Here is a 24,178-nt window from a genome sequence, read left to right on the forward strand (position 1 = left end):
TAAATATACAACATACCGTATATTTGCACAAGGGATTTTTTGCCCGACGCCGGGTTAAGTCCAAGAAGGGCCTAAGTTAAGAAGGAAGCAAACACTTCATTGCCCAGCAATATGCCGTGTTTGGATAATCGATACCCGTCTGGCGTTCGCTCCAGCAATTTTTTCTGTTCCCAGCCTTTAATTGTTTCTCCGAAATGCGCTTCAATCGTATCTCCAAACTGATCTTGGAAGTCGACATTCCGAACGCCTTCCAACAAACGCAAGCCGACCATCATGAAATCCTCCATCGCTTCTTGCCGCGTAACTTCAAATTGTTCCATGATTGGCAAACCGACTTTAGTGGCATCAATGTATGGCTGAATTCCTTTCACATTAACATGACGCTGCCTATTCATATAACCATGCGCGCCTGCGCCAAGCCCATAGTAAGAGCGATTACGCCAATACATCGTATTGTGCCTGCTTTCTCGCCCTGGCTTCGCAAAGTTGCTAATCTCATATTGCTTGTAACCTGCTGCTTCCAAACGCTTCATGATGAGCTCATACATATCGACCTCTTCATCTTCACTTGGCAGCGGCAGCTGATTTTTGTTGAACAACGTATGGAACAACGTATTTTCTTCCACTTTTAAACTGTAGATGGAGTAATGCTGTAGATCGAGCGATAAAGCTTCATCCAAGGTCGCTTGCATGATCTCGACGGTTTGTTTCGGCAAACCAAACATTAAATCGATAGACAAATTGTTAAACCCAAGCTTTTTGGCATTCTCAATGCTTCTATGCACATCATCTGTATTATGAATACGGCCAATCGCCGCAAGCAGATCATTGTTAAATGACTGCACGCCGAAGCTTATCCGGTTGACGCCGCCTTCTTTCATAACCGCAAGCTTATCTTCATCCGTTGTTCCCGGATTCGCTTCCATCGAGAATTCGACTTCTGCCGCGTCAGCCGGAAAATAAGTCCGGACCATCCGCAAGAATCGTTCCATTTGATCAGGAAGCAAAACCGTCGGTGTTCCTCCACCTACGAAGATTGTTTCTACTTTGGCCGGCGGGTTATTTTTTACAGTAAGCTCCATTTCACGTTCCAGCGCATCTAAATACTCCATCACAGGCTGGCCTTTGAGCACGTAGGAGTTAAAATCGCAATAATGGCATTTATTTGTGCAAAACGGGATATGAATGTACACAGCGGTTGGAGCTGCATAAGTAACTAACATAGGGGTATTTCCTTTCTATCCTAGACATCCGAATTCGCCGTCCTGATGGACGAGCGCGTTTGTCTAGGTTATCAACTGATAAGAAGCCAAGGGGCAGAGTACTCTGCCACCCCAGCTTCTTATTCACTGCAAACTATTCGTCTATTTTGAGTACAGCCATGAACGCCTCTTGCGGCACTTCCACGCTGCCGACCTGCTTCATGCGCTTTTTACCTTCTTTTTGCTTGTCGAGCAATTTCCGTTTACGCGAAATGTCACCGCCGTAACACTTGGCAAGGACGTTTTTCCGCATGGCTTTAACGGTTTCACGAGCTACGATCTTTTGTCCGATTGCCGCTTGAATCGGCACCTCGAACATTTGACGAGGAATCAAATCCTTCAATTTGTCGCAAATGATTTTGCCGCGGTTATATGCGGTATCACGGTGAACAATGAAAGAAAGCGCATCGACCTGCTCAGAATTGAGCAAAATGTCCATTTTCACGAGATTCGACTTCTTGTATCCGGACAATTCATAATCAAAGGACGCGTAGCCTTTGGTTCTGGATTTCAACATATCAAAGAAGTCATAAACGATCTCGGACAATGGGATGTCGTAAGTCAATGTGACGCGGTTCGAATCCAAGTACTCCATGTTCAAGTATTCGCCGCGTTTGCCTTGGCATAGCTCCATGATCGTGCCTACATAATCATTCGGCACAATGACGGAAGCTTTGACATACGGCTCTTCAACGAAATCGATACGCTGTGGATCCGGATAGTTCGATGGGTTATCAATGTCCATCACATCGCCGTTCGTTAATGTGATGCGGTAGATAACGCTTGGCGCCGTCGTGATCAGCGGAATATTGAACTCACGTTCAATACGTTCCTGAATGATTTCCATGTGCAGCAGTCCCAAGAAACCGCAGCGGAAGCCAAATCCTAACGCTGTCGATGTTTCAGGTTCGAAACGGAGTGATGCGTCATTGAGTTCCAATTTCTGCAGAGCTTCACGCAAATCATTGTAATCCGTTGTTTCTATTGGATACAATCCACAGAAAACCATCGGGTTAATGCGTCGGTAGCCTGGCAGCGGCTCTGGCGCTTGGCGATCCGCTTCGGTTACCGTGTCCCCGACGCGCGTGTCTCCGACATTTTTGATACCGGCAACGATAAATCCAACATCTCCGACTTCCAGCGATGGAACCGAGGACATTCTTGGCTTGAACGCGCCAACCTCGATGACTTCGAACGTTTTGTTGGTCGCCATCATCTTGATTTTGGAGCCTGCCTTGATCGAACCGTCTACAACACGCACATAAACAATAACACCTTTGTATGCGTCATAGTGAGAGTCGAAAATCAACGCTTTGAGCGGATTGTCTGGATTGCCCTGTGGTGCCGGCACCTTCTGACAAACTTGCTCGATGATTTCCTTAATGCCAATGCCTGCTTTCGCAGATGCGTGTACTGCTTCACTAGCATCAAGCCCGATCACGTCCTCGATTTCCTGCTTCACTTTATCGGGATCAGCGCTTGGCAAATCGATTTTATTAATAACGGGTAAAATTTCCAAGTTATTTTCAAGCGCCAGATATACGTTAGCCAGCGTTTGAGCTTCAATTCCCTGTGCAGCGTCTACAACCAGCAAAGCTCCTTCGCAAGCCGCAAGGCTTCGGGATACTTCATAAGTAAAGTCGACGTGTCCTGGTGTATCAATCAGATTAAGGATATAATCAATGCCGTCATCTGCCCGATAATTCAGTCTTACCGCTTGCAGCTTGATTGTAATCCCGCGTTCCCGCTCCAGATCCATTTGGTCAAGTACTTGCTCCTGCATCTCACGGGTCGACAGAGCACCTGTATATTCCAAAATTCGGTCAGCAAGTGTTGATTTGCCGTGATCGATATGAGCGATGATAGAAAAGTTTCGAATTCTTGATTGTCTTTCGCGAATGTCAGTCATGCTAACGTAATAACCCCCACAACATGCAAATAATTTTCATTATAGCAGTTGTGGGAAGTTGCAGCAATGTACACCCTTATCCTTTGCCCAATATGGCGTCAAATATCGACACGAACAACTTAATTCCATGATGCGATGCGATTTGCAGCAGGTCTCCGAGTTTATTTCCCACATGATTCAGAGAGTTGTCGTGGTCGGCTACGGGATCCGGTTTCTTTTCGGTTTCAGGTTTCGCGTTCGAACCTGCATTTGCTTTAGCTCTAGCATCACCATTGGGGGTTGGAGACGGGTTTGCCTTACCGGCACTTGCAGCAGCAACTGTCCCATTCCCTGCTGGCTTCACGGGCTCTTGAGCGGCGGCTTTCGCAGAAGGCTGAGGACCTTGAATTCGTTCCATCCCGCTGGACGCTAAGCTGACACCGAATAAAATGCAGAACAGCAGCAGCAATCCGAACAAGCTCACCTTGATATAAAAGTGCCTCAGCTTCATGATAAAGCCTCCTTTAATTTTCATAATGTTGCCTCTAAGCTTCTTCATTCCCTCAAATTATTTAAGATTGCTTGGGACTTGCAGCCGGGGCGTCAACTTTCTTCGCATTCAAAATCACTTCTGAAATGGCATCGGCCAGCCAATCTGTTGTTCGGTAGCACTCCTCCAATGAATTGTAGGGACCGCCTACCTCAATCAATATGTTGTTTGGCGAAAAGTTCTGATTATACAATCCATTGCCTTCACTAGCTTCCTTCGCATGGATCCCTTTGGAGATCCCAGGATGTTTGGCTTCTAAAACTTGATGAATCTTATTGGCGAACTCCTCATTCTTTTTCCAGTTTGGATTCTTTCCGCCGATGATGAAATACACCTGTGCGTAATCCTTGCCGTCAATCGTAACGGTTGTTTTATTGCGAGCCGCGGAATCGCGATGGAGATCGAAATAATACTGTAGATCCGGATGCTGGGCGGCTGCTTCCTGCAATGTTTTCAAGGAATATTTATAAGAGTATGGATATTCGAAATTTTTAACCGTGCTTGGATAAATGGTTTGTGAATGAACTGCTCCGATTCCGTCTTTTTCCAGATTCTGCGCCAGCCGTTGGCCGACGGAAATAATATTGACTTTATCGCTATAAGCTTTGTCCGGATCCGTAACTCCCTTGAGTTCAGGCAGAAAAGATTCATTGCTATGTGTTTGGTAAATGAAAGCTACATTGTCACCTGCTGATTTGGGCGGCTGACCTGTTTGACTCACAGTTGGCGTTGTAGTACCTGTTGGTATGGGTTCGGGCGTTGGGCTCGGAGGATTCTTGGCCTCTGCTTCCAGATCCGTGGAGACGGGATTGTAATCGACAGGATCGCTCGGGTTCGCTTCGCTTCCTTTGACCAGGACGGTTGACTTGTTGGCATCCATACCTGGAACTTCGCTGGCCACCAAACTTTTCGGATCGCTTGGATTAATGTCCGTCAGGAACTGGAAAGCAAAATGGAAGACATTATGCTGAGAGAACGTAAATTTCTTCTGGTCTTTATTTAGATGAGGCACTTCCATGCCAAGCATATCGATAAAAAACTGATTCGTGACAGATGCGGCTAAACTTTTCATCGACGAGACCGGCGAGGTCGTTATGACTTTATTCTGCAGATAGCCCCCTACGCCAACTAAAACAAAAATGGCTAATGTTGCTGCGCTTAGAATAAAGAACGTTTTTCCGACGGAACTGGCGCTTTGAAAGGTTTTTCGGACGTGGCTGAGATTGAGAGTGGCTGAAGTCCATTTCATAGTCTGATTCCTCCTAAACTATCTTAATTCAATCTATGAAACGAGCCCCGTCGATAGAACCCTAAACGATAGATTTTTTTGATAGAAGGAGATAACAGGTTGGGGAGAATTCGCTCAAGCAATAGCATCAAATTTCATGGGGTGAACGCTCAAATAATATAAAAAGAACCCCATCAGGGGTTCTTGGATGTTCCATATAAAGTTAAGCCAGGGATTCGAAATCGAACGATCCTTTGGCTACGATGGTTATTCCGCTTGGTTTGTTAAGAACAGTGGGGCCGTTATATAGTTTGGTTTTATCGGTAGCTTTGTGTGCATGTTTGGCGGTTAGTCGGTTACGAACTTTCTTCATGTGCTTCAGCATAGAGAATCCTTCCTTTCACAATGGATTTGAGTGAAGACACGAGCTTCGCGTTTCTTTCCGATAACTCCATCATAACTTGATGATGATTGCGCTGCGGAATATCCGCTCTTGTTTTGAAATGTATGGAAGAAACGATGGTTGGATGCAGCTTTACGCAATATATATATTCAAACTCGCCATCTTCTTTGTCCTTGGCTCGCCCGAGGTAGATGTTCGTATCTTTGCCGCGGTAACATTCCGCTAGATAGCTGGTAGGGTCATTCACATGAAAGCTGTGATTGTTGCTGACCTGTCCCGCACGGCCAAACTGCTGTAAAGTAACTCCGTCATCAAGAAGCTCAAACAACGTTGCAGCCGTCACTTCTTGAAGCTCAATTATACCACAATTGGTATCAAATGTCTTATGGAATTTGTCTAGAACGCGGTCATAATCCACGTTTGAGACGCTCAGCGAGTCCAGTGCATCAAAGAGGAAACTGCGAATGGCATCATTTTTTTTCATATCCGATGGTTTCATACGTTTCTTATGTGCAGCAATGCTGCTTTTCATTGGATAAAGATGAGGGCCTGCCAACTCCCCGATCTCTCGATTGATTTGCGTGTCATCGACCCGCAGCGGGTTATAGCCTTCGAGGTATTCCGGCAGTACACCGTCGCTCGACATCACAATAAATGTTCTGCTGTGCCCTAGCTCACCAATACATAGACCGATGAGTACCAAGAGATTGGCATAAGTCACCTTATGCTGCATGTCCTCGCGCGTCAGAATCAGCAGTGCAAAATCCGTTTCTTCAATATGCTTTTTGAGCATCTTTAATTTATGCTGCGATGCCGTCAGTACACCCTGGTTAATAACGGTGACATCAGCCGCCGAAGCTAGCTGCGATTGATAGAATTCCGCCCAAAGTAGACTTGCAGGTGAACAACCAATAAACATTTTAGGTTTCATTTGATTCTCAATCCTAACTCTTTCAGCATTCGTTTCACGGTGTATGTCGCCGGTCCAAGTCCCGCCATCAAGCCGGATGGATGATTTGCTTTATAGGTAAGCGGTGTCAATCCCAAGAGGTCTGTGGCAATATGTAAGTCTTCTTTTTCCGGGATGAGAAAATAGGTTCTTTCTAAGCCGATTTGCCCGATGAATAATCCCAGCTCCAGGATAACGTTATCGCGGACGGTGCTGACAACCGAATCTCTCAAAAGCGTTAAATCATTTGGTTGAAAAACAAAGATAGCGAAATCACTTGCTTGAGCCTGCTTAATTAGCGGGGCTAACGTTGTATGTGAAGGCGGGAATAGCAACTGACTCCAAACCGTGACATCACAGGAAAAATGGAGATTTGACTGCAAAGCCTCTGCTACTTCAATGCTTTCAGCAGACGACCCAATGAATAGCTTTGCCAGCTGTGTGCTGCTCACAGTATCACTTCCTTATTTTAAGGTGATTGTCTGTTACTTCGACACCTGCCATCTTTTTCCTTCCAGATCGAGCTAACAATGGGCAAAAGAAAGAACTGTTCTACGAAGAATATCGCAGAGACAGTTCTGGTATGTTCAGTGCGTATAAGCCGCTACATTCTCAACGCCAACTGCATCATGCAGTGCCGCATTCAAACCGCTGGCGATAATATTGGCGATGTCCTCAATAAACTGGTCAATTTCCTTCGGAGTAACTAACAAATCGTGGCCGACAGGGTTTAGCACTTCTTTGACGAGCTGAAGGCGCTCCTCCTCGTGAATATTGTCCAGCAGCCCAAGTATTTGTCCTGTATTGGACGTCTGTTCGCTAAAATGCTTTTGCATGAGGTCGAAGGCGTTATTGACAATGGTCGAAGCATACACAACCGTTGGTACGCCAATGGCCACTACAGGTATGCCAAGATTCTCCTTTGTTAACCCTTTGCGCTTATTGCCGATACCGGAGCCCGGATGAATGCCTGTATCGGCAATTTGGATGGTCGTATTGACACGATCGAGTGATCTGGAAGCCAATGCATCGATCGCAATGATGAAATCAGGTTTGGATTTTTCAACAATCCCGAGCACGATATCACTGCTTTCAATCCCCGTTGTCCCAAGCACCCCAGGAGCCACCGCACTGACAGGGCGATAACCTGGACTCACATCTTCCGGCATCAATTCAAAGTAGTGACGTGTAACCATGATATTGTCAACTACAAGTGGGCCGAGCGCATCAGGAGTGACGTTGGAGTTGCCGAGCCCAATAATAAGCGCTTTGGCATTCTGAGGAATTCCTATGTCCCGCAAAAACTGCTCGAATTCTTGGGCCAGCTTCGTAGCTACACGGTCCTGCAATTGGCTGTCTTTTTCGCGAAGTGCAGGAACTTCTATTGTTATATAATGACCTAGGAGTTTGCCAAGGGCTTTGGAGCCTTCTTCATTTTTGACATTAATTTTGGTAACGCGTATCCCATTTTCACGAGTCGACTCCTGTTCAATACCAGGTATCGGCTGCCCTTGATTCGCTGCATGAACCATATCCCTTGCATCCAGCGCAAGATCCGTATGGGTTGTAAAAGAGCTTAAGTCCATAGAAGTTCCCCTTTCTGAGGTGCTTTGCATCTCTTAGTGTGTGACGAATTTGAGGCCGTTATGCAAATGGAAAAGCCACTGAAAACCTATTGACAGGTCTTGCATTTTCAATAGTTGCATGGTAGAATACTTAAAGTTGTCAGCAAACATACAAATGTAACGTTGAACCGTGTTTTGTAAGTAGGAGGTGAATTTCATGCCAAACATTAAATCCGCTATTAAACGAGTAAAAGTTAGCGAAAAGCGCCGTCTTCGTAACGCTTCCCAAAAGTCCGCTCTGCGTACTGCTGTGAAAGCTTTCGAAACAGCTGTAAGCCCAGAAGCTCTAATTAACGCTTCCAAGAAGTTAGATAAAGCAGCTTCTAAAGGTTTAATTCATAAAAATGCCGCTAACCGCAAGAAGTCCCGTCTGGCTAAAAAGCTGAACGCTCTTACGGCCCAAGCGTAATACAGGACATAAAGCAAAAGCTCAGTTCTCTTCCGAGAATTGGGCTTTTTTCCGTTTAACAAAAAACCTTCTTAGGCGGCTAACCTAAGAAGGAACAGTTCTAACCCTAGCACTTTATCAATTTTCCCGGTCTTCATCTGGAAATCAAGATCAGCCAGCTGGGACATGATATCGCTCAGTTTCTCAATATTGTATTTCCGCGCTTGACCTTCAGCCACCTTCACCGCGAAGGGATGCAGTCCGATCTGAGAAGCCATTTGCTGCTGGGAGTAACCTTGCTTGCTAAGCTCTTTCACCTGCAGCATAATGCGAAACTGCCTTGCAATAAGCGCGGCTATTTTAATAGGCTCTTCCCGTTGTTTCAGCAGTTCTTCTAAAATAACAAAGGCACGATCCAGCCTTACGTTCACAATGTCTTCAATTAGTATAAAAACGTTCTGCTCCGTGCTTCGAGCGACAAGCTGATCAATAACATCTGTGGTTGCCTCGCTCCCAGCCCCCACATATAAGGAGATCTTCTCGATTTCTGCGGATAGTGATTGCAAATTACCGCCTGTGTATAGAATCAGTTGGTCCGTAGCTTCCCCGGTAAACGAGAACCCCCGCTGACGCGCTCTAGCAGCCACCCATTGCTGCAGCTCTTCTGGGCTTAGGGACAAGAAGGGAACAGCCGCCTCCATGTCTTTGAGCGCTTTAACGATTTTTTTGCGCTCGTCTAATTTATCCGCGTCTACAGTAAACACCACGACAGTGTGCTCAGCAGGCGATTTTAAATAATCGGTTAGACGGTCTAATTGATGCTCAATTTTGGTGCTTTCCTTGGCCCCTGTAAAAAACAGCGCGTTTTTGGCGATGACTAGCTTTTTAGGTACCATGAATGGAAGCGTCTCCGCATCTTCAAGTACGGATGAAAGCGAGATTTCGCTTAAATCGAATTTACTCACAGCAAATTCCTTATGTTCCGGCTCAATAAGCGAATCTGTTAACACCTGAATAAACTCTCTCATTTTATATTTCTCAGGACCGTAGCACAAATACACGGGTGCTTGCCGCCCTGCTTGTATATCTTTCAATGCTCTCTTTGCGTCCATAGCTGGCGTTCACTCCTCGCCTTCATTTTACCAACAACAAAGGGATTACGTCAAAGTCCTCCGACCTTGAAGTAATCCCTTTGTCTGTCTATTTAAACACCGGTTAAAGGCTCTAGAAACCTTAGACCGTGTGGGCGAACCCCCTAGCATACTTTCGCTTCCCTTTTGTATAACATACGCAAGAGCCCCTCTAATGGTGCGCTCATTTTAAAGCTTTTTACGGAGATACTTCCGTTTTGAGCTTCACATCAACGCGAATGGTATGAAGGGTGCCCCCGCTTTGCACTTGATAAAAGAATTTGTCATCCTTGGACCACTCGACCAATGTGATCTGATCCTCCGGCTTCCACACTTGCTTGGACTCGAAAATAATCTCCAAAGTTTCACTATTACGGATCACGACGTGATGATCTTCAACTGCCGCCGTTAACGCCCCTGTCGCTGACTTCATAAAATTATCCGTGACCGGTACAGTCATCGCAAACATACCTGCCCCCGAATCTCTCTCAATCCCTTTTTTTGCGGATGGGGTAGGTGAAGGAGTTGGTGATGGCTGTATTGTTGCTGCCTTCTGATCATTATCAGCTTTAGTGGGAGCAACTGGCGCCGGATTCGGACTCACTTGATTCTGGTCTGCAGATTTCTGCTCATTTCCGCCAGTTGTACCTGAATCTTTCATTCGTGCAGGCTCCGAAGTTGAAGGGACCGTGGGAGTCGTATCTTTGGAGTCCACCGATGTCGACGGACTAATCGTTCCCGGCTTTTCAAGTGGTGCATTCGTTGTATCCTGCGGTTCAGCTACATTAGACCCCGCAGATGGGGACTTCTGCCCCGCTGCCGGTGCAGAACCAGAAACAGCATCGCTTGGCGCAGGTGACTCGGTAGCGCCAGGACTACCTGTACCTTTCATCTGATTCTGAACTTCTCGATTCATCTTCAGGTCTGGGGCAGCAGCTTCCTGATGACCAGCCTCTTGATTGGATGCTGCCATTGGCAGCAAACCATCAGCATTATCCATCACAGGATGCTTCATGTTAAAAGCAAAGAATCCAATAATGAGACCCGCGGCAACTACGCCACTTGCAAATTTCCAAGAGAACTGCGATCCTAATCGGCGTGTCCAAGGGAGTTTCTTGCGCTGTCCTTGTTCGATATGGCTAACTTCTGCGTTAAAGACAGCTGCCTTGTCGGTAATGGACGCCGCGGCACCTTTATCAATCTCATCTAGCTGCGGCAGAATGGCATCGACCAAGCTGTATGGAGGGACTACCTTCGGTAATTGGGCGAGTTCACCCGACAATCTTTGTAAACGTTCAAACACTTGTACACAGTCTAGACAATAGGCTAAATGAGCATGGAGCTCATCTTCCTCTTGCGAGTTCAAATCTCCATCCAGCTGCCTTTGCATAAGTTCCATCACCTCTTGACAATTCATCCCCGAACACCTCCTTTCTGATAATCTTGGAGCAACAATTGTAACTGTTGTCTAGCTCGAAATAAGTAAGACTTCACCGTATTTAGCGGTAAATTTAACGATTCGGCAATTTCATGATACGAAAAGTCCTGCAAATAACGGAGAACAACAACAGACCGATGGTGCTCGGGAAGCTTATCGATTGCTTCTCGAATATCTTTGGCTAAATAGCCAGACATAATTTCATATTCAACATTTTGCTCTGCAGTAAACGTCATATCATGCTCATCAATAGAAACCGTAGGTTTCGCCTTGCGAAATTTATCGATGCAGATGTTCGTTACAATCCGCTGCACCCACGTCTTAAACAACGCTTTTTCTTCGTATGAGTTGATTTTGGTATAAATCCGAAGGAGCGCCTCCTGTGAAGCATCAAGGGCATCTTGTTCATTATTCAAAATATAATAAGCGGTTCGATAGACGTGAGACTCAATTTCTCGCAATAGGGTAATGAGTGCATCACGATCACCGGCCTGAGCTCTTTTAACCAGTTCGGGTGCTACCACTGGGATCCCTCCCTCTTGCAATCTTACAGACGCAGCAACGTCTCATAATGTTGCAGTATTTTTAGAATAAAAAATATAAAGGCTGTTTGCAACTTCCAGAATAACAAACTTTCGTGAATAAATACACAACTTAGACGTAATAGAAGCGTGTTAGTTTAATCCATTTGGATGAATTTGTTCATTCCCCTTTCTGATTTCGGTCAAATTACTATTCATTCTAAACCTTTTCCATCATTCGGAAAGTACTATGTTTGCGTAGTACCTTACAAAAAACCGTTTATTTCTGACTAAAGTGGTAAATATTACTGAGAAGCTACTTATAAGCGGAGGGCTTGCCGTGTTCAAACAATTATTCGGAAGAAGACGCATGTCTCACAGCAGCATAATGTACTCTCAAGCAGTAAAACCATCCTCATCAGACCAAACCAAAGTCATGCTACCAACCCTGCAAGATAACTTAAATACAATCAGAACGCTGCTTCATCAGCCTAGCGACCTCATTATCAGACAGTTTACGGTTGGCCAGGAAGAGTATCCTTGCGCAATTGTCTGTATTGATGGCCTTGTAGATACAACACTCGTTAACGAGCAGCTCATTAATCCGATGCTTCATTCCGCCTTACAACCTGTAGGCTCAGCCCTGGAACTTTTGAACATCTTAACGCAGCAGGTTTTAACTAGCTTCGAAATCGAAACCGGTGAGCTTCTAGACGAGGCACTTTTAGAGATCCTTTCCGGAAACACATTGATTTTACTGGATAATCTGTCTCAATACATTATTGTTACGAGCAGTGGCTGGAAATCCCGAGGCATTGAGGAACCGCAGACGGAATCCATCATTCGCGGACCGCGGATCGGTTTCACCGAAGATTTACGAACAAATACCGCGCTCCTTAGAAGACGTATAAAAGAAACCAATCTTGTTTTTGACACTTTTCAAATCGGCCGAAGAGCTAGAAGAAAAGTTATCGTCACGTATATTGCCGATATCGTCCATCCGGATCTGGTAAAGGAAGTTGTGCGGCGCATCAATAGTATTGATATGGATGATATTGAAGGTTCCGGTTATTTGGAGCAATGGATCACAGATAGCTTTCTGAGCCCTTTTCCTGTCATTTTGAATACAGAACGGCCTGATAAAGTATCCGGCGCTCTCCTCCAAGGTCGCGTAGCCATTCTAGTTGACGGTGATCCATTCGCCCTCATTTTGCCGATTACGTTTTCCTCCAGCTTACAATCACCTGAGGATTACTATCAAAACTGGCTGATCTCCACGTTGACTCGGATACTGCGGCTGATATCAGCCTTTATTGCTACCTTCCTGCCTTCGCTCTATATTGCATTACTTGAGTTTCATCACGGGATGATTCCGTCCAAGCTTGCCTTTTCTATCGCGGGAGCGCGGGAAGGTGTGCCATTTCCAGCTGTTATTGAAGCATTCGTTATGGAATTCACATTGGAGCTGCTTCGAGAAGCAGGACTGCGTCTTCCTAAACCCATTGGACAAACGATTGGGATCGTAGGAGGTCTAGTTATTGGAGAATCCGCGGTAGCTGCCGGTATGGTAAGTCCAGTTATGGTTATCGTCGTTGCTGTCACAGCCATTTCCTCTTTCTCTTTACCATCCTACTCATTTGCCATTTCCTTGCGCGTCATGCGGTTCGGCATCATGCTGTTCGCGGCATTCCTTGGATTGTATGGTGTCATTCTGGCTTATATCATGATCAACATCCATATCGTTAATCTCAAAAGCTTTGGAATCCCGTACTCCACACCGTTTGCACCTATGTTCATTCGCGACTGGAAAGATCTCGTCTTGCGTGCTCCTCTTCACTTCATGAAGAAGCGGCCTCAAATGCTTCAAACCAACAATGATGACAGAATGAAAACCAAGGAGAAATAAAGAATGAAGTCTTTTGAATACGGGGATAAAGAGATCAGTTCATTAGATATTTCCATTACCGTGACTTCGATGATTATCGGGGTTGGCATTCTGATGCTCCCACGTGAGTTAGCAAAAACAGTCAATGGCTCGGACGGTTGGATATCTATGTTCGCAGCAGGCATGCTTGCCATCGGGGTCGCTTGGATACTCGCCAAAATAGCGACACATTTCAGCAGCCAAGGCTACTACGTCTATGCTTCTGCTGCGATCACAAAGCCCCTTGCCTTCGCTGCCGTTTTATTGCTATCGCTTTATTTTCTTTCCTTTTGCGCTTATGAAGTCAGGGCTATCGCCAATATTGCTAAACAATACTTATTTGAAACAACGCCTGTAGAGGTCATTGCCTTTGCTTTCTTAATGGTAAACGTGTATGCCGTTAGCGGCAGCCGCGTAGGACTCATTCGTTTAAACATCTTATTTATACCGATCGTACTATTGGTCACAGTGCTCGTTCTTCTCTTTAGCCTGGGTATGGTCGATATAAAAGAACTGAAACCTTTTTATACGACGAACTGGAAATCGTTAGCCGCTGCAACGAAAACGACCGCTTTTTCGCTTTTGGGTTTTGAAGTCGTCCTGTTCTATATTACGATAATGAACCGACCGAAAGATGCCCCAAAAGCTGTAGCCATCGGTGTACTTATCCCTCTCGTGTTATATACGGCCATCTATCTTGTCTGCGTAGGTGTTTTTTCACAGCTCGCACTGCCGGAAATCACTTATCCAGCTGTAGAGCTTGCTAAGGAAATGCAGATCCCTGGCGAATTCTTTGAACGGTTCGAATCCATCTTTTTTACGATTTGGATCATGGCTGTCTTTACGACTACTGTCATGGCCTATGATTGTACGATTTATGGACTTCGCTCTTTGTTCCCCAAACCAAAACACAAGACATGGGTATTCGTTCTTAGCCCGATCATCTATTTAATGTGTATGTATCCGAAAAATTTATCTGATTTTAGTAAAATGAGCTCCTTCATCAGTTACGAAGGAATTGTGGTGAGTATTCTGTTTCCAATTCTCATACATGTAGTTGCCAAGCTTCGAGGAGTGAAGAGCGATGCTTCCTAGAAAGATACTCGCCACACTATATCTCGGTTGCTCATTGTCGCTGCTGACAGGATGCTGGGACCGTGTGGAAATTAATCAACGCGGCTTCGTTGTTGGAGTCGCCATCGACAAACCGGAGGGGGATAACGGAAAAAATCTATACAAAGGTACCTACCAAATGATAGTGCCTGGCGGACTAAAACAAAGCAGCGGAAGTACTACCGGACAAGGCAACAGCATGAATCCCCATGCCGGACAGGCTTATTTCAATATCTCGACAACAGAAAACTCGATGCCGGCTGTAGCCGCCAGAATATCAGGAAAAACAAGCCGATCTCCTTATTTTGAACACTTGAGAATCATCATCATTTCTAGTGATGTGGCGAAAAACAAAGCCAACCTCCCCAATGTGCTTGATTTTTTTCTGCGAAATAGCGAAATGCGGCGCGGCGTTCAAATTTTAATCGCGGAAGGGAAAGCCTCGGATATCCTCGGCATATACCCAAACAATGAATCAACGCCAATTGATTATATCTCCTCTATCGCCAAAAACTATCAAAAAACGAATTTCATGCTTCCTGAATCAAGGATTGGCGATGTGCATGAATTTTTAATCAAAAATGAAAGCTTTGTTCTACAAACCATTAAAAAGGAAGGCGGAGGTGTGACCCTGAATGGAAGCGCCTTATTCGATGGAACAACCAAGCAGTTGCTCGGCTTCCTTACGGGTGAAGAAACGCAAGGATTAAACTTTATTACGAAGCGAGTGAAGGGCGGAATCGTTGAATCCAACATCGATGATCAAGTCGTAGCCTTTAAAGTGGAACGCTCAAACAGGAAGTTTTACGTCCAACAAACGAGTCCGGGACATATGAAATTTACGATTAAAATCATTGCCGAAGGCACTTTGGACAAATCCATCACCAACATCGATCCTTCTGATGGAAAAACCGTAGAAGCGCTTGAGAAAAGCTTGGAAGACAAATTGACCTCCACAACCAATAAGACGATCAAAAAATTGCAGCATACCTACAAAAAAGACGCTTTAGGCCTCGGCCCTTATTTATTCCAGGATCATTATAAAATGTGGAAGCCGATTGCGGAAAATTGGGATACCGGAGAGAATTTGTTTGCTCAAGCAGAGGTCGACGTGCAGACCAAAGTGATTATCCGCCGTATTGGCAATATTTTCGAATCAACAAAGGAGTAATCAGCCATGTGGTCAACTTTTTTAGGCTTAATGCCTTCCGGATTGGTGTTGATCTGTACAATCCTTTCGTTTGTTGTACCACTCGGCACTTATCTGATTAATCAACTCCTTCACAAAAACGGAGACCCGCCATGGAAGCAGCAAAACGAAACGGCTCAGCAGCAATCGAAGCCCCCGGAAGCCAAATCATAAATCGTTAAGGAAAGACGAGATCTTGTCAGTCTGCTTCCTTGATTTTCGTACGCGCAAATAACCCATCTTTGCGCACTTCCAACTGCACTTCACCCATCAGGTCCGTTCGAAGTACATGCGTGCCCCTATTTCTTAACCGCTCCATGACATCGGGTGCAGGATGACCGTATAGATTTCCTGCTCCTACTGAAATTACAGCCGTTCGGGGCTGCCAATAATCCAGCCATTCCTGCGAAGTAGAGTATTTGCTGCCGTGGTGCGCTATTTTCATAACATCGAGACGGTCCGGCTCCTCTTTGTTCTCTTTCAAACGACCCAGAAGCGCCAGCTCTGATTCTTTTCCCATGTCTCCTGTAAAAAGCCACTTCGTTCCCATCATTTCCAGCATGAGCACGACAGAATACTCATTTTGTTCCTTCACAAACTCGGCTTGTTCTACTGTTTCTGAAAAAGGATACAGAACCCGCAGTCGGGTCACAGGATCGATCTGGATCCATCCGCTTTGTTCCCCGGCAAGCATCGGGAATTTCCGGTCTAAAGCAGTTTGGAATAATTTCTCTATGCCTTTATTCGGATTGTAGGTACCGTTGAACACAAATTGCTTAACAGGAATTTGTTCGATAACAGCCTGAAGCCCTCCGCTGTGGTCGGCATCTTCGTGAGACAGTACCAGCATATCCAATTGATGTACACCACGTTTTTTAAGTAAAGGAACCAACAGTTTTTTCCCTACTTCATAAGGATCTTTTCGTGCTTTCCAACCTTCGCCAGCCTTGCTGAACGTAATTGTGCCTCCGCCATCTATCAGAAGATTTCGCCCATACGGTGTTCGAATAAATATGGCATCCCCTTGGCCCACATCTATAAATTGAACAAGTCCGGTTCTCTCTAGCCGGTCAGGAGAATAGCCAATCCACAACAGGACAAGGAAACCTCCTACGGCAAGCCATAACCCTATCGCATGTTTCGCTCCTCCTCTGTCTTGTATGCTCTCTAACCTAATCGGGGGCTCATCCATGTTACCGAGGCTCCAACGCTTCCAAAGCCCATAAATTCCAATCAACAGCAGATAATAAAAAGCAATCCATGGCAAGCTTGGGGTGGGCCAAATCTGTTTGAAAAGGTACAGCTGCTGCAGCTTGTCTGTCGCCCAAAAAATCGCATCATTCAACCACGAAATGAGCCCCCCCATTCCTTGTCCAGCCGGCAAATACATAAGTCCCGAAACGACTGCTATAATACCAGCAGGAAATACAACTAAGCTGATAACGGGAACCAGAACGGCGTTAGCCAGCCAGGAAAGCAAGGAAAATTGATTGAAATAATAGATCGAAACAGGTAAGGAAATGAGTTGCGAAACAAGGGTTATTGAGGCTGTGTTTCTTAAAACGGAGGAGGTTAGCCATCCTTCAAGCAAATCATTTACACGCTGTACCCCAAGAATAAGTCCTAGAGTAACCAGAAAAGAGAGCTGAAAACTGACATCCAGCAAGAAATAAGGATTCCACACCAGCATGACCCAAGCCACGATCGCCATGCTGTGCAGCACATCCTTCGTTACTCCTTTTCTTGCCGCGTACAGCGCCACCATGGCCATCAACCCCGCTCTTACAATGGAAGGAGATGCACCCGTCAGCAGGATGTAGAAGGGCAGCAGCCAAAAGCATATGCGCAAATACGTTTCTTTGGTCAGCTTTAAGCGGCGCATGCCCCAGAAGCAGACGCCTAGAAATACGGCAACATTCAAGCCTGATATGGCTAAAATATGAGTCAGTCCCAGCTCCGAAAATTGCTGGAAGCGTTCGGGATCCAGATCGTCCGTTAATCCGATCAGCATGCTCTTCATAAACCCCGCCTGCGGCGCGGGGAAAATCAGGTCCATGCGGCGGCTGAGGTACTCCCGCAGCATGTCGTTCCAGCGCAGCAGCTGGGTGCTGCTGATGCTCGCAGCCGCAGGCTGCACCTGCGCCTGATCCACCCCTTTGGCTATGAGCTGCCAATGGGTGTAGTGAAGGCGCAAATATCGGCGGTAGTCAAAGCCGCCGAAGTTGCGTGCCGGGGACGGGCTGCGCAGCGTCCCCGTGAGCGTCAGGGCGTCGCCTCGGCGCCACGCCGACGCCACCTCCTGCTGCGGCTGCGCCAGCAAGCGCAGCGAGACCTGCACGCTTTCCCCGCCGAGCGGGAAAGCGCGGTCCTGGAAGCGGACGGACTCCGCTTCCACGGTAAAGCTGGCCCTGTCGCCGTCAACGGTGACAGGGGAACTGAATCGGCCGAGCAGCGTGACTTCGCGGCCGTCCGGGTTTTCCTGCTGCGTGAGGGGCAGCAGGGCCGTGACGTTGCGCTGGTCGGTCCATTGGAAGTAGCCGTAGGCTGCTCCGACCAGCAAAAGCGCGCACAGCGGCTGTCCGCCGGGCAGCCGCAGCAGGTGGATGACGACGATCGCGGCAAGCATTAGCGAGCTCGTCGTCAATGACAGCCATGGAAGATGGCTGTATAGCGCAAGCACATAGCCAGTTATCCACAGAGAGCATCCTATAACAACTGGTCGTTTCATTTAAGCTTACTCCTCCCTTCCGGCCAAACAAAAAACCTCATCTCAGATGAGCCCTATTCATAGGCTGCTGCTGAAATGAGGTTCTTCCCCAATGCCGATTAAATTGATCTAATTCACAACGTCAGATACGGTGCCAGGCGGAGGTTCGTACCCTTCCATGGAGCGGAAGGTGATGCCTCTGGCCGCCATTAACTGGCTGACTTTCTCGTTATCCTTCGGATAGCCGCGATGGAAAACAATCTCCGTCACACCGCTATTGGCAAGCATATTTGCGCAAGTCCAGCAGGGCTGATCGGTAACATAGACCGTAGAGCCCTCCCGATCCTCACGATCTGTAAAGAGTAAAAGATTTTGCTCGGCGTGGATGGTGCGGATACAGCGCTGCTTGCGCACTACCTCCTCAACATCCTCCACCACTTTCAGTTCAATTTCTTCAACAAGCATGCACCCGGCTTCCGTGCAATCAGGCACCCCCATCGGAGCGCCGTTATAAGCTGTTCCGAGCAGCTTTTTCCCTTGAACGAGCACAGCTCCAACATGCCTTCGATTACATCTGGAACGTGTGGAAGCCATATAGGCAATATCAAGAAAGTAAGTGTCCCAGTCCTTGCGGTTACTCATCGTAGCTCCCCTCTCCTGTCCTTTAATTCCTATTTTCATTTCTAGTATTCTCTCATACTTCATCTCAAAATGAAAGAAAGGACTATGTTGAAGTTACGTAAACAAACGGCTTCAGCTTCTCAAGCATTTTATCCCCAATCCCCTTCACCTCGGTTAACTCTTCAACTCTGCTAAATCTACCTTTTTTCAAACGGTATTCCAAAATGGCTTTCGCTTTACTGTCGCCTATCCCAGGCAAATCATTTAATTGCTTAAGCGTTGCGGTATTCAAATCCAATAGACCCGTTGAAGGTGATGGGCTTGGACTTCCTTTTAGCTTAGGTAAAGGTGATTCTGAAGTAATGCTTGTTAGCGGGGCAGCCGGAGACGCGTTCGGTGTGGAGGTTTCGGTGGTCTCGGTGGTTTCGGTGGTTTCAAAAGTGGCTCCAGGTGTTGCTATGGATTCCAGAGCTGTCTCCTCTCCGTTCACTATGAGAGCTTCAATTTGCGCATTCACTGGCTTAAACTCCGTTTGTATCATCGATGACCGGCCCCCTGTTACAAAAGGCCATACGACAAAAACGACAAAACAAACCATGATAGCAACATATAAAAATTTTCGATATCGAAATACGGCCACGAACTCCCTCCTTACAGTTTAAATAAAAATACAAGCTAATCTTTCATAATGACAGAGAAGCATGCATATACATGAAAAAGCATCCGAATGGCATCCAAAACTGACCCCGTTCTATAAATATTAACGAAAGTGACTGATTTTTTCGGGAGGGATTACTAGATGAAAGCAGGGTTCATCGGTACTGGGAGTATGGGAAGTATTCTGATTGAAGCGTTCATTCATTCTGGGGCTTTCAATCCGGAGCAAATTATTGCAGGAAATCGAACGATTCGTAAAGTTGAGCTTCTTGCGGAGACATATCCTGGGCTTCTGGTAGCCCAATCGAATAGAGAAGTCGTGCTGGAGAGCGATATTATTTTCCTCTGTGTAAAGCCTTCTGAATTTAAAAAGGTTATTGATGAAATTAAAGAGGACGTGCTTCCCTCCCAGTTCATCGTATCCATCACAAGTCCTGTGCTGATTAAACATTTGGAAAGTCTTTTGCCGTCGAAAATAAGTAAAATCATTCCAAGTATTACGAACTATGTATTAAGTGGTGCTACACTTTGTATTCATGGTAATCGGATGCAGCCCGAGGATAAAGAATGGCTGGAAAATTTATTTGCCCATATCTCATCACCGATACGGGTGTCTGAAAATTATACACGCATCTCATCAGATCTATCCAGCTGCGGTCCTGCTTTTCTTGCCAACTTCATTCAATCCTTTATCGATGCAGCAGTTGAAGTCACAGGTATCTCCCCTGAAGAAGCAACGCTTCTTGCCAGTGAGATGACACTTGGAACAGGCAAGCTGTTGACGACGGGCGGCTTTAACCCTACGACCTTGCAAAAACGTGTCTCCGTGCCCGGCGGTATAACGGCCGAAGGATTGCGTATTTTGGATGAGGAGCTTTCCGGCGTATTCTCGCGAGTAATCCACGCTACCCACGACAAATATCAAGAAGACCTTGAGAAGACTGAGCAGCAATTAACAATAAAACAGCAGTCTTCTCAATAGTCTTTTTCCTGACTAGCCTACAACAATGTTCACTAATTTCCCTTTAACGACAATCAATTTGCGAACGGCCTTTCCGGCGGTCGCTTCTTTGACTTTATCAAGGTCAAAAGCGATTTTCTCCATCGCAGCTTCGTCCGTATCTTTTGAAATCAGCACGCGGTCCACAATTTTGCCGTTGACCTGTACCACGATCTCAATTTCATTATCGACGGTCCAAGCTTCGTCATAAGTCGGCCATGGTGCATACGTAATTGACTCGGTACCACCCAGCTTCTCCCACAGCTCTTCCGCCAAATGCGGCGCAAGCGGAGACAACATCTGAACGAAGTTTTTCATCGCTTCGAGCGGCAAACGCTCCGTTTTGTAAGCTTCATTGACGAAAATCATCATTTGGCTGATCGCCGTATTAAACCGTAGCGCTTCGAAATCCTCGGTGATTTTCTTAATGGAACGATGCCATGTGCGTTTGAACGTGTCGCTTCCAAGCGTCTCATCCGCGCTGATTTTGGATTGAACTTGACCGTTCTCATCCACAAACAGTCTCCACACACGGTTCAAATAACGGTAAATGCCGTCTACACCCGTTGTATTCCATGGTTTTGTCGCCTCAAGCGGACCCATGAACATCTCGTACATACGCAGAGTATCCGCGCCTTGATCGCTCACGATGTCATCCGGATTTACAACGTTGCCGCGTGATTTACTCATTTTCTCCATGTTTTCGCCAAGAATCATCCCTTGGTTTACCAGCTTATGGAACGGCTCTTTCGTATGAACAAATCCAAGATCATAAAGCACTTTATGCCAGAAACGGGCATACAGCAAGTGAAGTACCGCATGCTCAGCTCCGCCAATATACAAATCAACTGGCAGCCATTGCTGTTGAAGCTCATGCGAGCAGAATTCTTTATCATTACGCGGATCGATGAAACGCAGGTAGTACCAGCAGCTGCCAGCCCATTGCGGCATCGTATTCGTCTCGCGGCGGGCTTTCATCCCCGTTTCCGGATCGATTGTATTCACCCATTCCGATACGTTCGCCAGAGGTGATTCCCCGGTTCCCGAAGGTTTAATTTCGTCAACTTGAGGAAGCAGAAGCGGAAGTTGGTCAACCGGTACAGGCTTCATCGTGCCATCTTCCAGGTGAAGAATCGGAATCGGCTCTCCCCAGTATCTTTGACGGCTGAACAGCCAGTCTCTCAAGCGGTAAGTGACCTTACCTTGACCTTTGCCGTTCTCTTCAAGCCAAGCGATCATGTGACGGATTCCTTGCTCTATGTTCATGCCGTCAATAGGTCCGGAATTCACATGAGCGCCGTCTCCAGCGTAAGCTTCTTTCTCCACATTGCCGCCTTGCACGACTTCGATAATTGGCAGATCGAACTGTTTAGCAAACTCCCAGTCACGTTGGTCGTGTCCAGGCACTGCCATGATGGCGCCAGTTCCGTAACCGCCAAGCACATAATCCGCGATCCAGATCGGCACTTTCCCGCCGTTTACAGGATTAATCGCATAGGCACCTGTGAATACGCCTGTTTTGTCCTTAGCCAGGTCTGTACGCTCCAGATCGCTTTTGCGGGAAGCTTTATCTTGATATTCTTTCACAGCGGCTGTTTGCCCGTCTGTAGTAATTTGCTGCACAAGATCGTGCTCAGGTGCAAGCACACAATAAGTCGCTCCGAATAAAGTATCTGGACGTGTTGTAAAGACGGTCAGGCTCTTCTCTTCATGCCCTTCGATCGCAAATTGAACTTCAGCCCCTGTCGATTTACCGATCCAGTTGCGCTGCATATCCTTAATGCTCTCCGACCAGTCAAGCTCCTCCAGATCCTCCAGCAAACGTTCAGCGTATTCCGTAATTCTCAGAATCCACTGACGCATCGGTTTACGGATAACCGGGTGGCCTCCACGTTCACTCAAGCCGTCGATGACTTCTTCATTCGCAAGAACCGTCCCTAGTGCCGGACACCAGTTAACAGGTACTTCGTCTACATAAGCAAGACCTTTGTTGTACAGTTGGATGAAAATCCATTGCGTCCATTTGTAATACTCCGGATCCGTCGTGGAAATCTCGCGATCCCAATCGTAGGAAAACCCGAGCGATTTAATTTGACGGCGGAAAGTATCAATATTTTTTTTCGTAAAATCACGAGGATCATTCCCCGTATCCAGCGCGTACTGCTCAGCCGGAAGTCCGAACGCGTCCCAGCCCATTGGGTGAAGAACGTTGTAACCTCTCATCCGTTTGAAACGGGAGACGATATCCGTTGCCGTATAACCTTCCGGATGTCCTACATGCAGACCGGCTCCTGAAGGGTATGGAAACATATCCAGTGCATAAAATTTCGGCTTATCCGAGTTTTCCAGCACTTTGAATGTTTTCTTAGCATCCCAGTAAGCTTGCCATTTGGGCTCAATCGCTTGGGGATTGTAACCCTGTAATTCCTTCGTTTCTTTCGTTTCCTGTGTCATGTGAAATTTCCTCCCTGTGTACGGCTATAAGCGCCAAAAAACCCCTCATCGCTAGCGGATATCGCTAGGGACGAGAGGTTAGATTCCCGTGGTACCACCCTAGTTAACACCAGGCATGCTTTGCCTGTGTTCACTCTGCCCCTTAACGCGGGTGAAACGATCCGGCTAACGCCAACGTGCGTGGCGATTCACCCTCTAGCTCCAAGGCGAGTTCACAAGACTGACATCTACCGGCTTCCACCCTTTAACCGGCTCTCTGCGAGATGCTGTGCAAGTTACTAATCCTCTTCCAAGCTTTGTGATCATCTGATTAGCTTTGATTATATGTAAAATAATGCCGCACTGTCAAGCGGCGAGGCACCTTATGCTTTATTTCTTTGCAATAAAGAAAGCCCGCTCTGTCAGCTTCGTAGGCTGTTCCCATGTAAAGTCAGCAGCCTTATGCACTTCACGAAAACCGGCTTCGCGCAGCATCTGCTCGAGCCAATCCAGTGCATAAGCGCGCTGCTCATGCGTTTCATCGATGCGCTGGAACAGTTCCTTGCCGCCTTCCTCTTTGACAAAGATGGTCAAATCGTGTTGAATTTGAACTCTTTCCTCATCCAACTCGCTTGTCCAAATGTAAGCTACATCCTCTTCATTCAAGAAGAAGGGCTGAGATTCCGCATAAGCAAACAACTGCTGGGGCGTATGCACATCGAACAGGAATAAACCGCCCGGCTTAAGTCCTTCATAAGTTTGGCGAAAGGCATCTACAATGTCCTCTTCCTCTAGCAAATAGTTCAAACTATCACAGAATGATAGAGCGACATCAACCGGTTCCCCAAGCTCCCACTCCCGCAAATCCTGCTGAAACAAACGAACAGCACCGCTGCGCACAAGCTGAGGCTGTTCTCCTGCTTTTTGTTCCGCTACAGCCAGCATATCTTCCGACAAATCAATGCCTGTCATTTGATACCCTTGCAATGCCAGCGGAATCGTCAAATTGCCGGTACCGCAGCCGAGATCTACAATCGAAACCGGCTTCACGCCAAACCGGTCAAAACTTTCTTTGACGAAACGAAGCCAATCTTCGTATGGCATGCTGTTCATCAGACGGTCATACGTGTAGGCAAATTTCTCATAGCTCAT

The 24,178-nt window shown here is 46.6% G+C and carries 22 protein-coding genes and 1 other annotated feature; of the genes, 6 read left to right on the forward strand and 16 right to left on the reverse strand.

Annotated elements, in window-relative coordinates; genetic code table 11:
* Window positions 1-71: 71 nt before the first annotated feature.
* From hemW to gpr, 8 genes are all read right to left on the reverse strand, one after another.
* Window positions 72-1,223 carry a radical SAM family heme chaperone HemW gene (hemW, locus tag RQP52_RS14045; protein WP_315952262.1) on the reverse strand — a complete coding sequence of 384 codons (1,152 nt, stop codon included), beginning with the start codon at window positions 1,221-1,223 and terminating at the stop codon, window positions 72-74.
* A 133-nt stretch (window positions 1,224-1,356) separates the two neighbouring features.
* Window positions 1,357-3,171: a translation elongation factor 4 gene (gene lepA, locus RQP52_RS14050; RefSeq protein ID WP_315952263.1), complete on the reverse strand. Its 1,815-nt coding sequence runs from the start codon at window positions 3,169-3,171 to the stop codon at window positions 1,357-1,359.
* Between the two features lie 76 nt (window positions 3,172-3,247).
* Complete coding sequence (locus RQP52_RS14055; RefSeq protein ID WP_315952264.1) at window positions 3,248-3,661, reverse strand: DUF3679 domain-containing protein; 414 nt, start codon at window positions 3,659-3,661, stop codon at window positions 3,248-3,250.
* Between the two features lie 61 nt (window positions 3,662-3,722).
* Entirely contained in the window at window positions 3,723-4,949 is a 1,227-nt protein-coding gene (gene spoIIP / locus RQP52_RS14060) for a stage II sporulation protein P (protein WP_315952265.1), read from the reverse strand.
* A 202-nt stretch (window positions 4,950-5,151) separates the two neighbouring features.
* Window positions 5,152-5,301 (reverse strand): hypothetical protein, encoded by a 150-nt coding sequence (locus RQP52_RS14065; protein WP_315952267.1) that lies wholly within the window; start codon window positions 5,299-5,301, stop codon window positions 5,152-5,154.
* Window positions 5,285-6,262: a TIR domain-containing protein gene (locus RQP52_RS14070; RefSeq protein ID WP_315952268.1), complete on the reverse strand. Its 978-nt coding sequence runs from the start codon at window positions 6,260-6,262 to the stop codon at window positions 5,285-5,287. Before RQP52_RS14070 ends, RQP52_RS14065 begins: the two co-directional genes overlap by 17 nt.
* A complete protein-coding gene (locus RQP52_RS14075; RefSeq protein ID WP_315952269.1) occupies window positions 6,259-6,732 on the reverse strand; it encodes a nucleotide-binding protein in 474 nt (157 codons plus the stop codon). Before RQP52_RS14075 ends, RQP52_RS14070 begins: the two co-directional genes overlap by 4 nt.
* A gap of 135 nt (window positions 6,733-6,867) precedes the next feature.
* Window positions 6,868-7,866: a GPR endopeptidase gene (gene gpr / locus RQP52_RS14080; RefSeq protein WP_315952270.1), complete on the reverse strand. Its 999-nt coding sequence runs from the start codon at window positions 7,864-7,866 to the stop codon at window positions 6,868-6,870.
* Between the two features lie 196 nt (window positions 7,867-8,062).
* Here gpr and rpsT point away from each other — a divergent pair, with 196 nt between their 5' ends.
* Entirely contained in the window at window positions 8,063-8,314 is a 252-nt protein-coding gene (gene rpsT / locus RQP52_RS14085; RefSeq protein WP_028557986.1) for a 30S ribosomal protein S20, read from the forward strand.
* A 71-nt stretch (window positions 8,315-8,385) separates the two neighbouring features.
* On the opposite strand, the gene holA is transcribed toward rpsT, so the two are convergent.
* The 3 genes from holA to RQP52_RS14100 all read right to left on the reverse strand — a co-directional run bounded on the left by holA (window position 8,386) and on the right by RQP52_RS14100 (window position 11,385).
* Entirely contained in the window at window positions 8,386-9,405 is a 1,020-nt protein-coding gene (gene holA, locus RQP52_RS14090) for a DNA polymerase III subunit delta (RefSeq protein ID WP_315952273.1), read from the reverse strand.
* 217 nt (window positions 9,406-9,622) lie between these two features.
* On the reverse strand, window positions 9,623-10,840 hold the full coding sequence (locus tag RQP52_RS14095) for an anti-sigma factor family protein (protein WP_315952275.1): 1,218 nt from the start codon (window positions 10,838-10,840) through the stop codon (window positions 9,623-9,625).
* Window positions 10,837-11,385, reverse strand: a complete 549-nt coding sequence (locus RQP52_RS14100) for an RNA polymerase sigma factor (RefSeq protein WP_127449845.1) — start codon at window positions 11,383-11,385, stop codon at window positions 10,837-10,839. Before RQP52_RS14100 ends, RQP52_RS14095 begins: the two co-directional genes overlap by 4 nt.
* 337 nt (window positions 11,386-11,722) lie before the next feature.
* On the opposite strand from RQP52_RS14100, the gene RQP52_RS14105 reads away from it, so the two are divergent.
* From RQP52_RS14105 to RQP52_RS14120, 4 genes are read left to right on the forward strand one after another with little or no spacing between them, the layout of a single operon-like run.
* Complete coding sequence (locus RQP52_RS14105; RefSeq protein WP_315952278.1) at window positions 11,723-13,288, forward strand: spore germination protein; 1,566 nt, start codon at window positions 11,723-11,725, stop codon at window positions 13,286-13,288.
* A 3-nt stretch (window positions 13,289-13,291) separates the two neighbouring features.
* Entirely contained in the window at window positions 13,292-14,401 is a 1,110-nt protein-coding gene (locus RQP52_RS14110) for a GerAB/ArcD/ProY family transporter (RefSeq protein WP_315952280.1), read from the forward strand.
* Window positions 14,391-15,590, forward strand: a complete 1,200-nt coding sequence (locus RQP52_RS14115; protein WP_315952282.1) for a Ger(x)C family spore germination protein — start codon at window positions 14,391-14,393, stop codon at window positions 15,588-15,590. Before RQP52_RS14110 ends, RQP52_RS14115 begins: the two co-directional genes overlap by 11 nt.
* A 6-nt stretch (window positions 15,591-15,596) precedes the next feature.
* A complete protein-coding gene (locus RQP52_RS14120) occupies window positions 15,597-15,782 on the forward strand; it encodes a hypothetical protein (protein ID WP_315952284.1) in 186 nt (61 codons plus the stop codon).
* 25 nt (window positions 15,783-15,807) lie between these two features.
* Here RQP52_RS14120 and RQP52_RS14125 read toward each other — a convergent pair whose 3' ends face one another.
* The 3 genes from RQP52_RS14125 to RQP52_RS14135 all read right to left on the reverse strand — a co-directional run bounded on the left by RQP52_RS14125 (window position 15,808) and on the right by RQP52_RS14135 (window position 19,576).
* Entirely contained in the window at window positions 15,808-18,336 is a 2,529-nt protein-coding gene (locus RQP52_RS14125; RefSeq protein WP_315952286.1) for a ComEC/Rec2 family competence protein, read from the reverse strand.
* A gap of 108 nt (window positions 18,337-18,444) precedes the next feature.
* Window positions 18,445-18,957, reverse strand: a complete 513-nt coding sequence (locus RQP52_RS14130; protein WP_315952288.1) for a deoxycytidylate deaminase — start codon at window positions 18,955-18,957, stop codon at window positions 18,445-18,447.
* A gap of 82 nt (window positions 18,958-19,039) precedes the next feature.
* Entirely contained in the window at window positions 19,040-19,576 is a 537-nt protein-coding gene (locus RQP52_RS14135) for a ComEA family DNA-binding protein (protein ID WP_315952290.1), read from the reverse strand.
* Between the two features lie 159 nt (window positions 19,577-19,735).
* Between RQP52_RS14135 and comER the strand changes: the two genes are divergently transcribed.
* Window positions 19,736-20,575: a late competence protein ComER gene (comER, locus tag RQP52_RS14140; RefSeq protein ID WP_315952292.1), complete on the forward strand. Its 840-nt coding sequence runs from the start codon at window positions 19,736-19,738 to the stop codon at window positions 20,573-20,575.
* 12 nt (window positions 20,576-20,587) lie between these two features.
* Here the strand turns inward: comER and leuS are convergent, their stop codons facing one another.
* Both leuS and RQP52_RS14150 read right to left on the reverse strand, forming a co-directional pair.
* Window positions 20,588-23,047, reverse strand: coding sequence for a leucine--tRNA ligase (leuS, locus tag RQP52_RS14145; RefSeq protein WP_315952295.1), 2,460 nt, complete (start codon window positions 23,045-23,047; stop codon window positions 20,588-20,590).
* 63 nt (window positions 23,048-23,110) lie between these two features.
* Window positions 23,111-23,348 (reverse strand) — a binding site (T-box leader).
* A gap of 68 nt (window positions 23,349-23,416) precedes the next feature.
* Window positions 23,417-24,178: a class I SAM-dependent DNA methyltransferase gene (locus tag RQP52_RS14150; protein ID WP_315952297.1), complete on the reverse strand. Its 762-nt coding sequence runs from the start codon at window positions 24,176-24,178 to the stop codon at window positions 23,417-23,419.

It is taken from the genome of Paenibacillus violae, assembly GCF_032461945.1.
Taxonomy (GTDB): domain Bacteria; phylum Bacillota; class Bacilli; order Paenibacillales; family NBRC-103111; genus Paenibacillus_E; species Paenibacillus_E violae.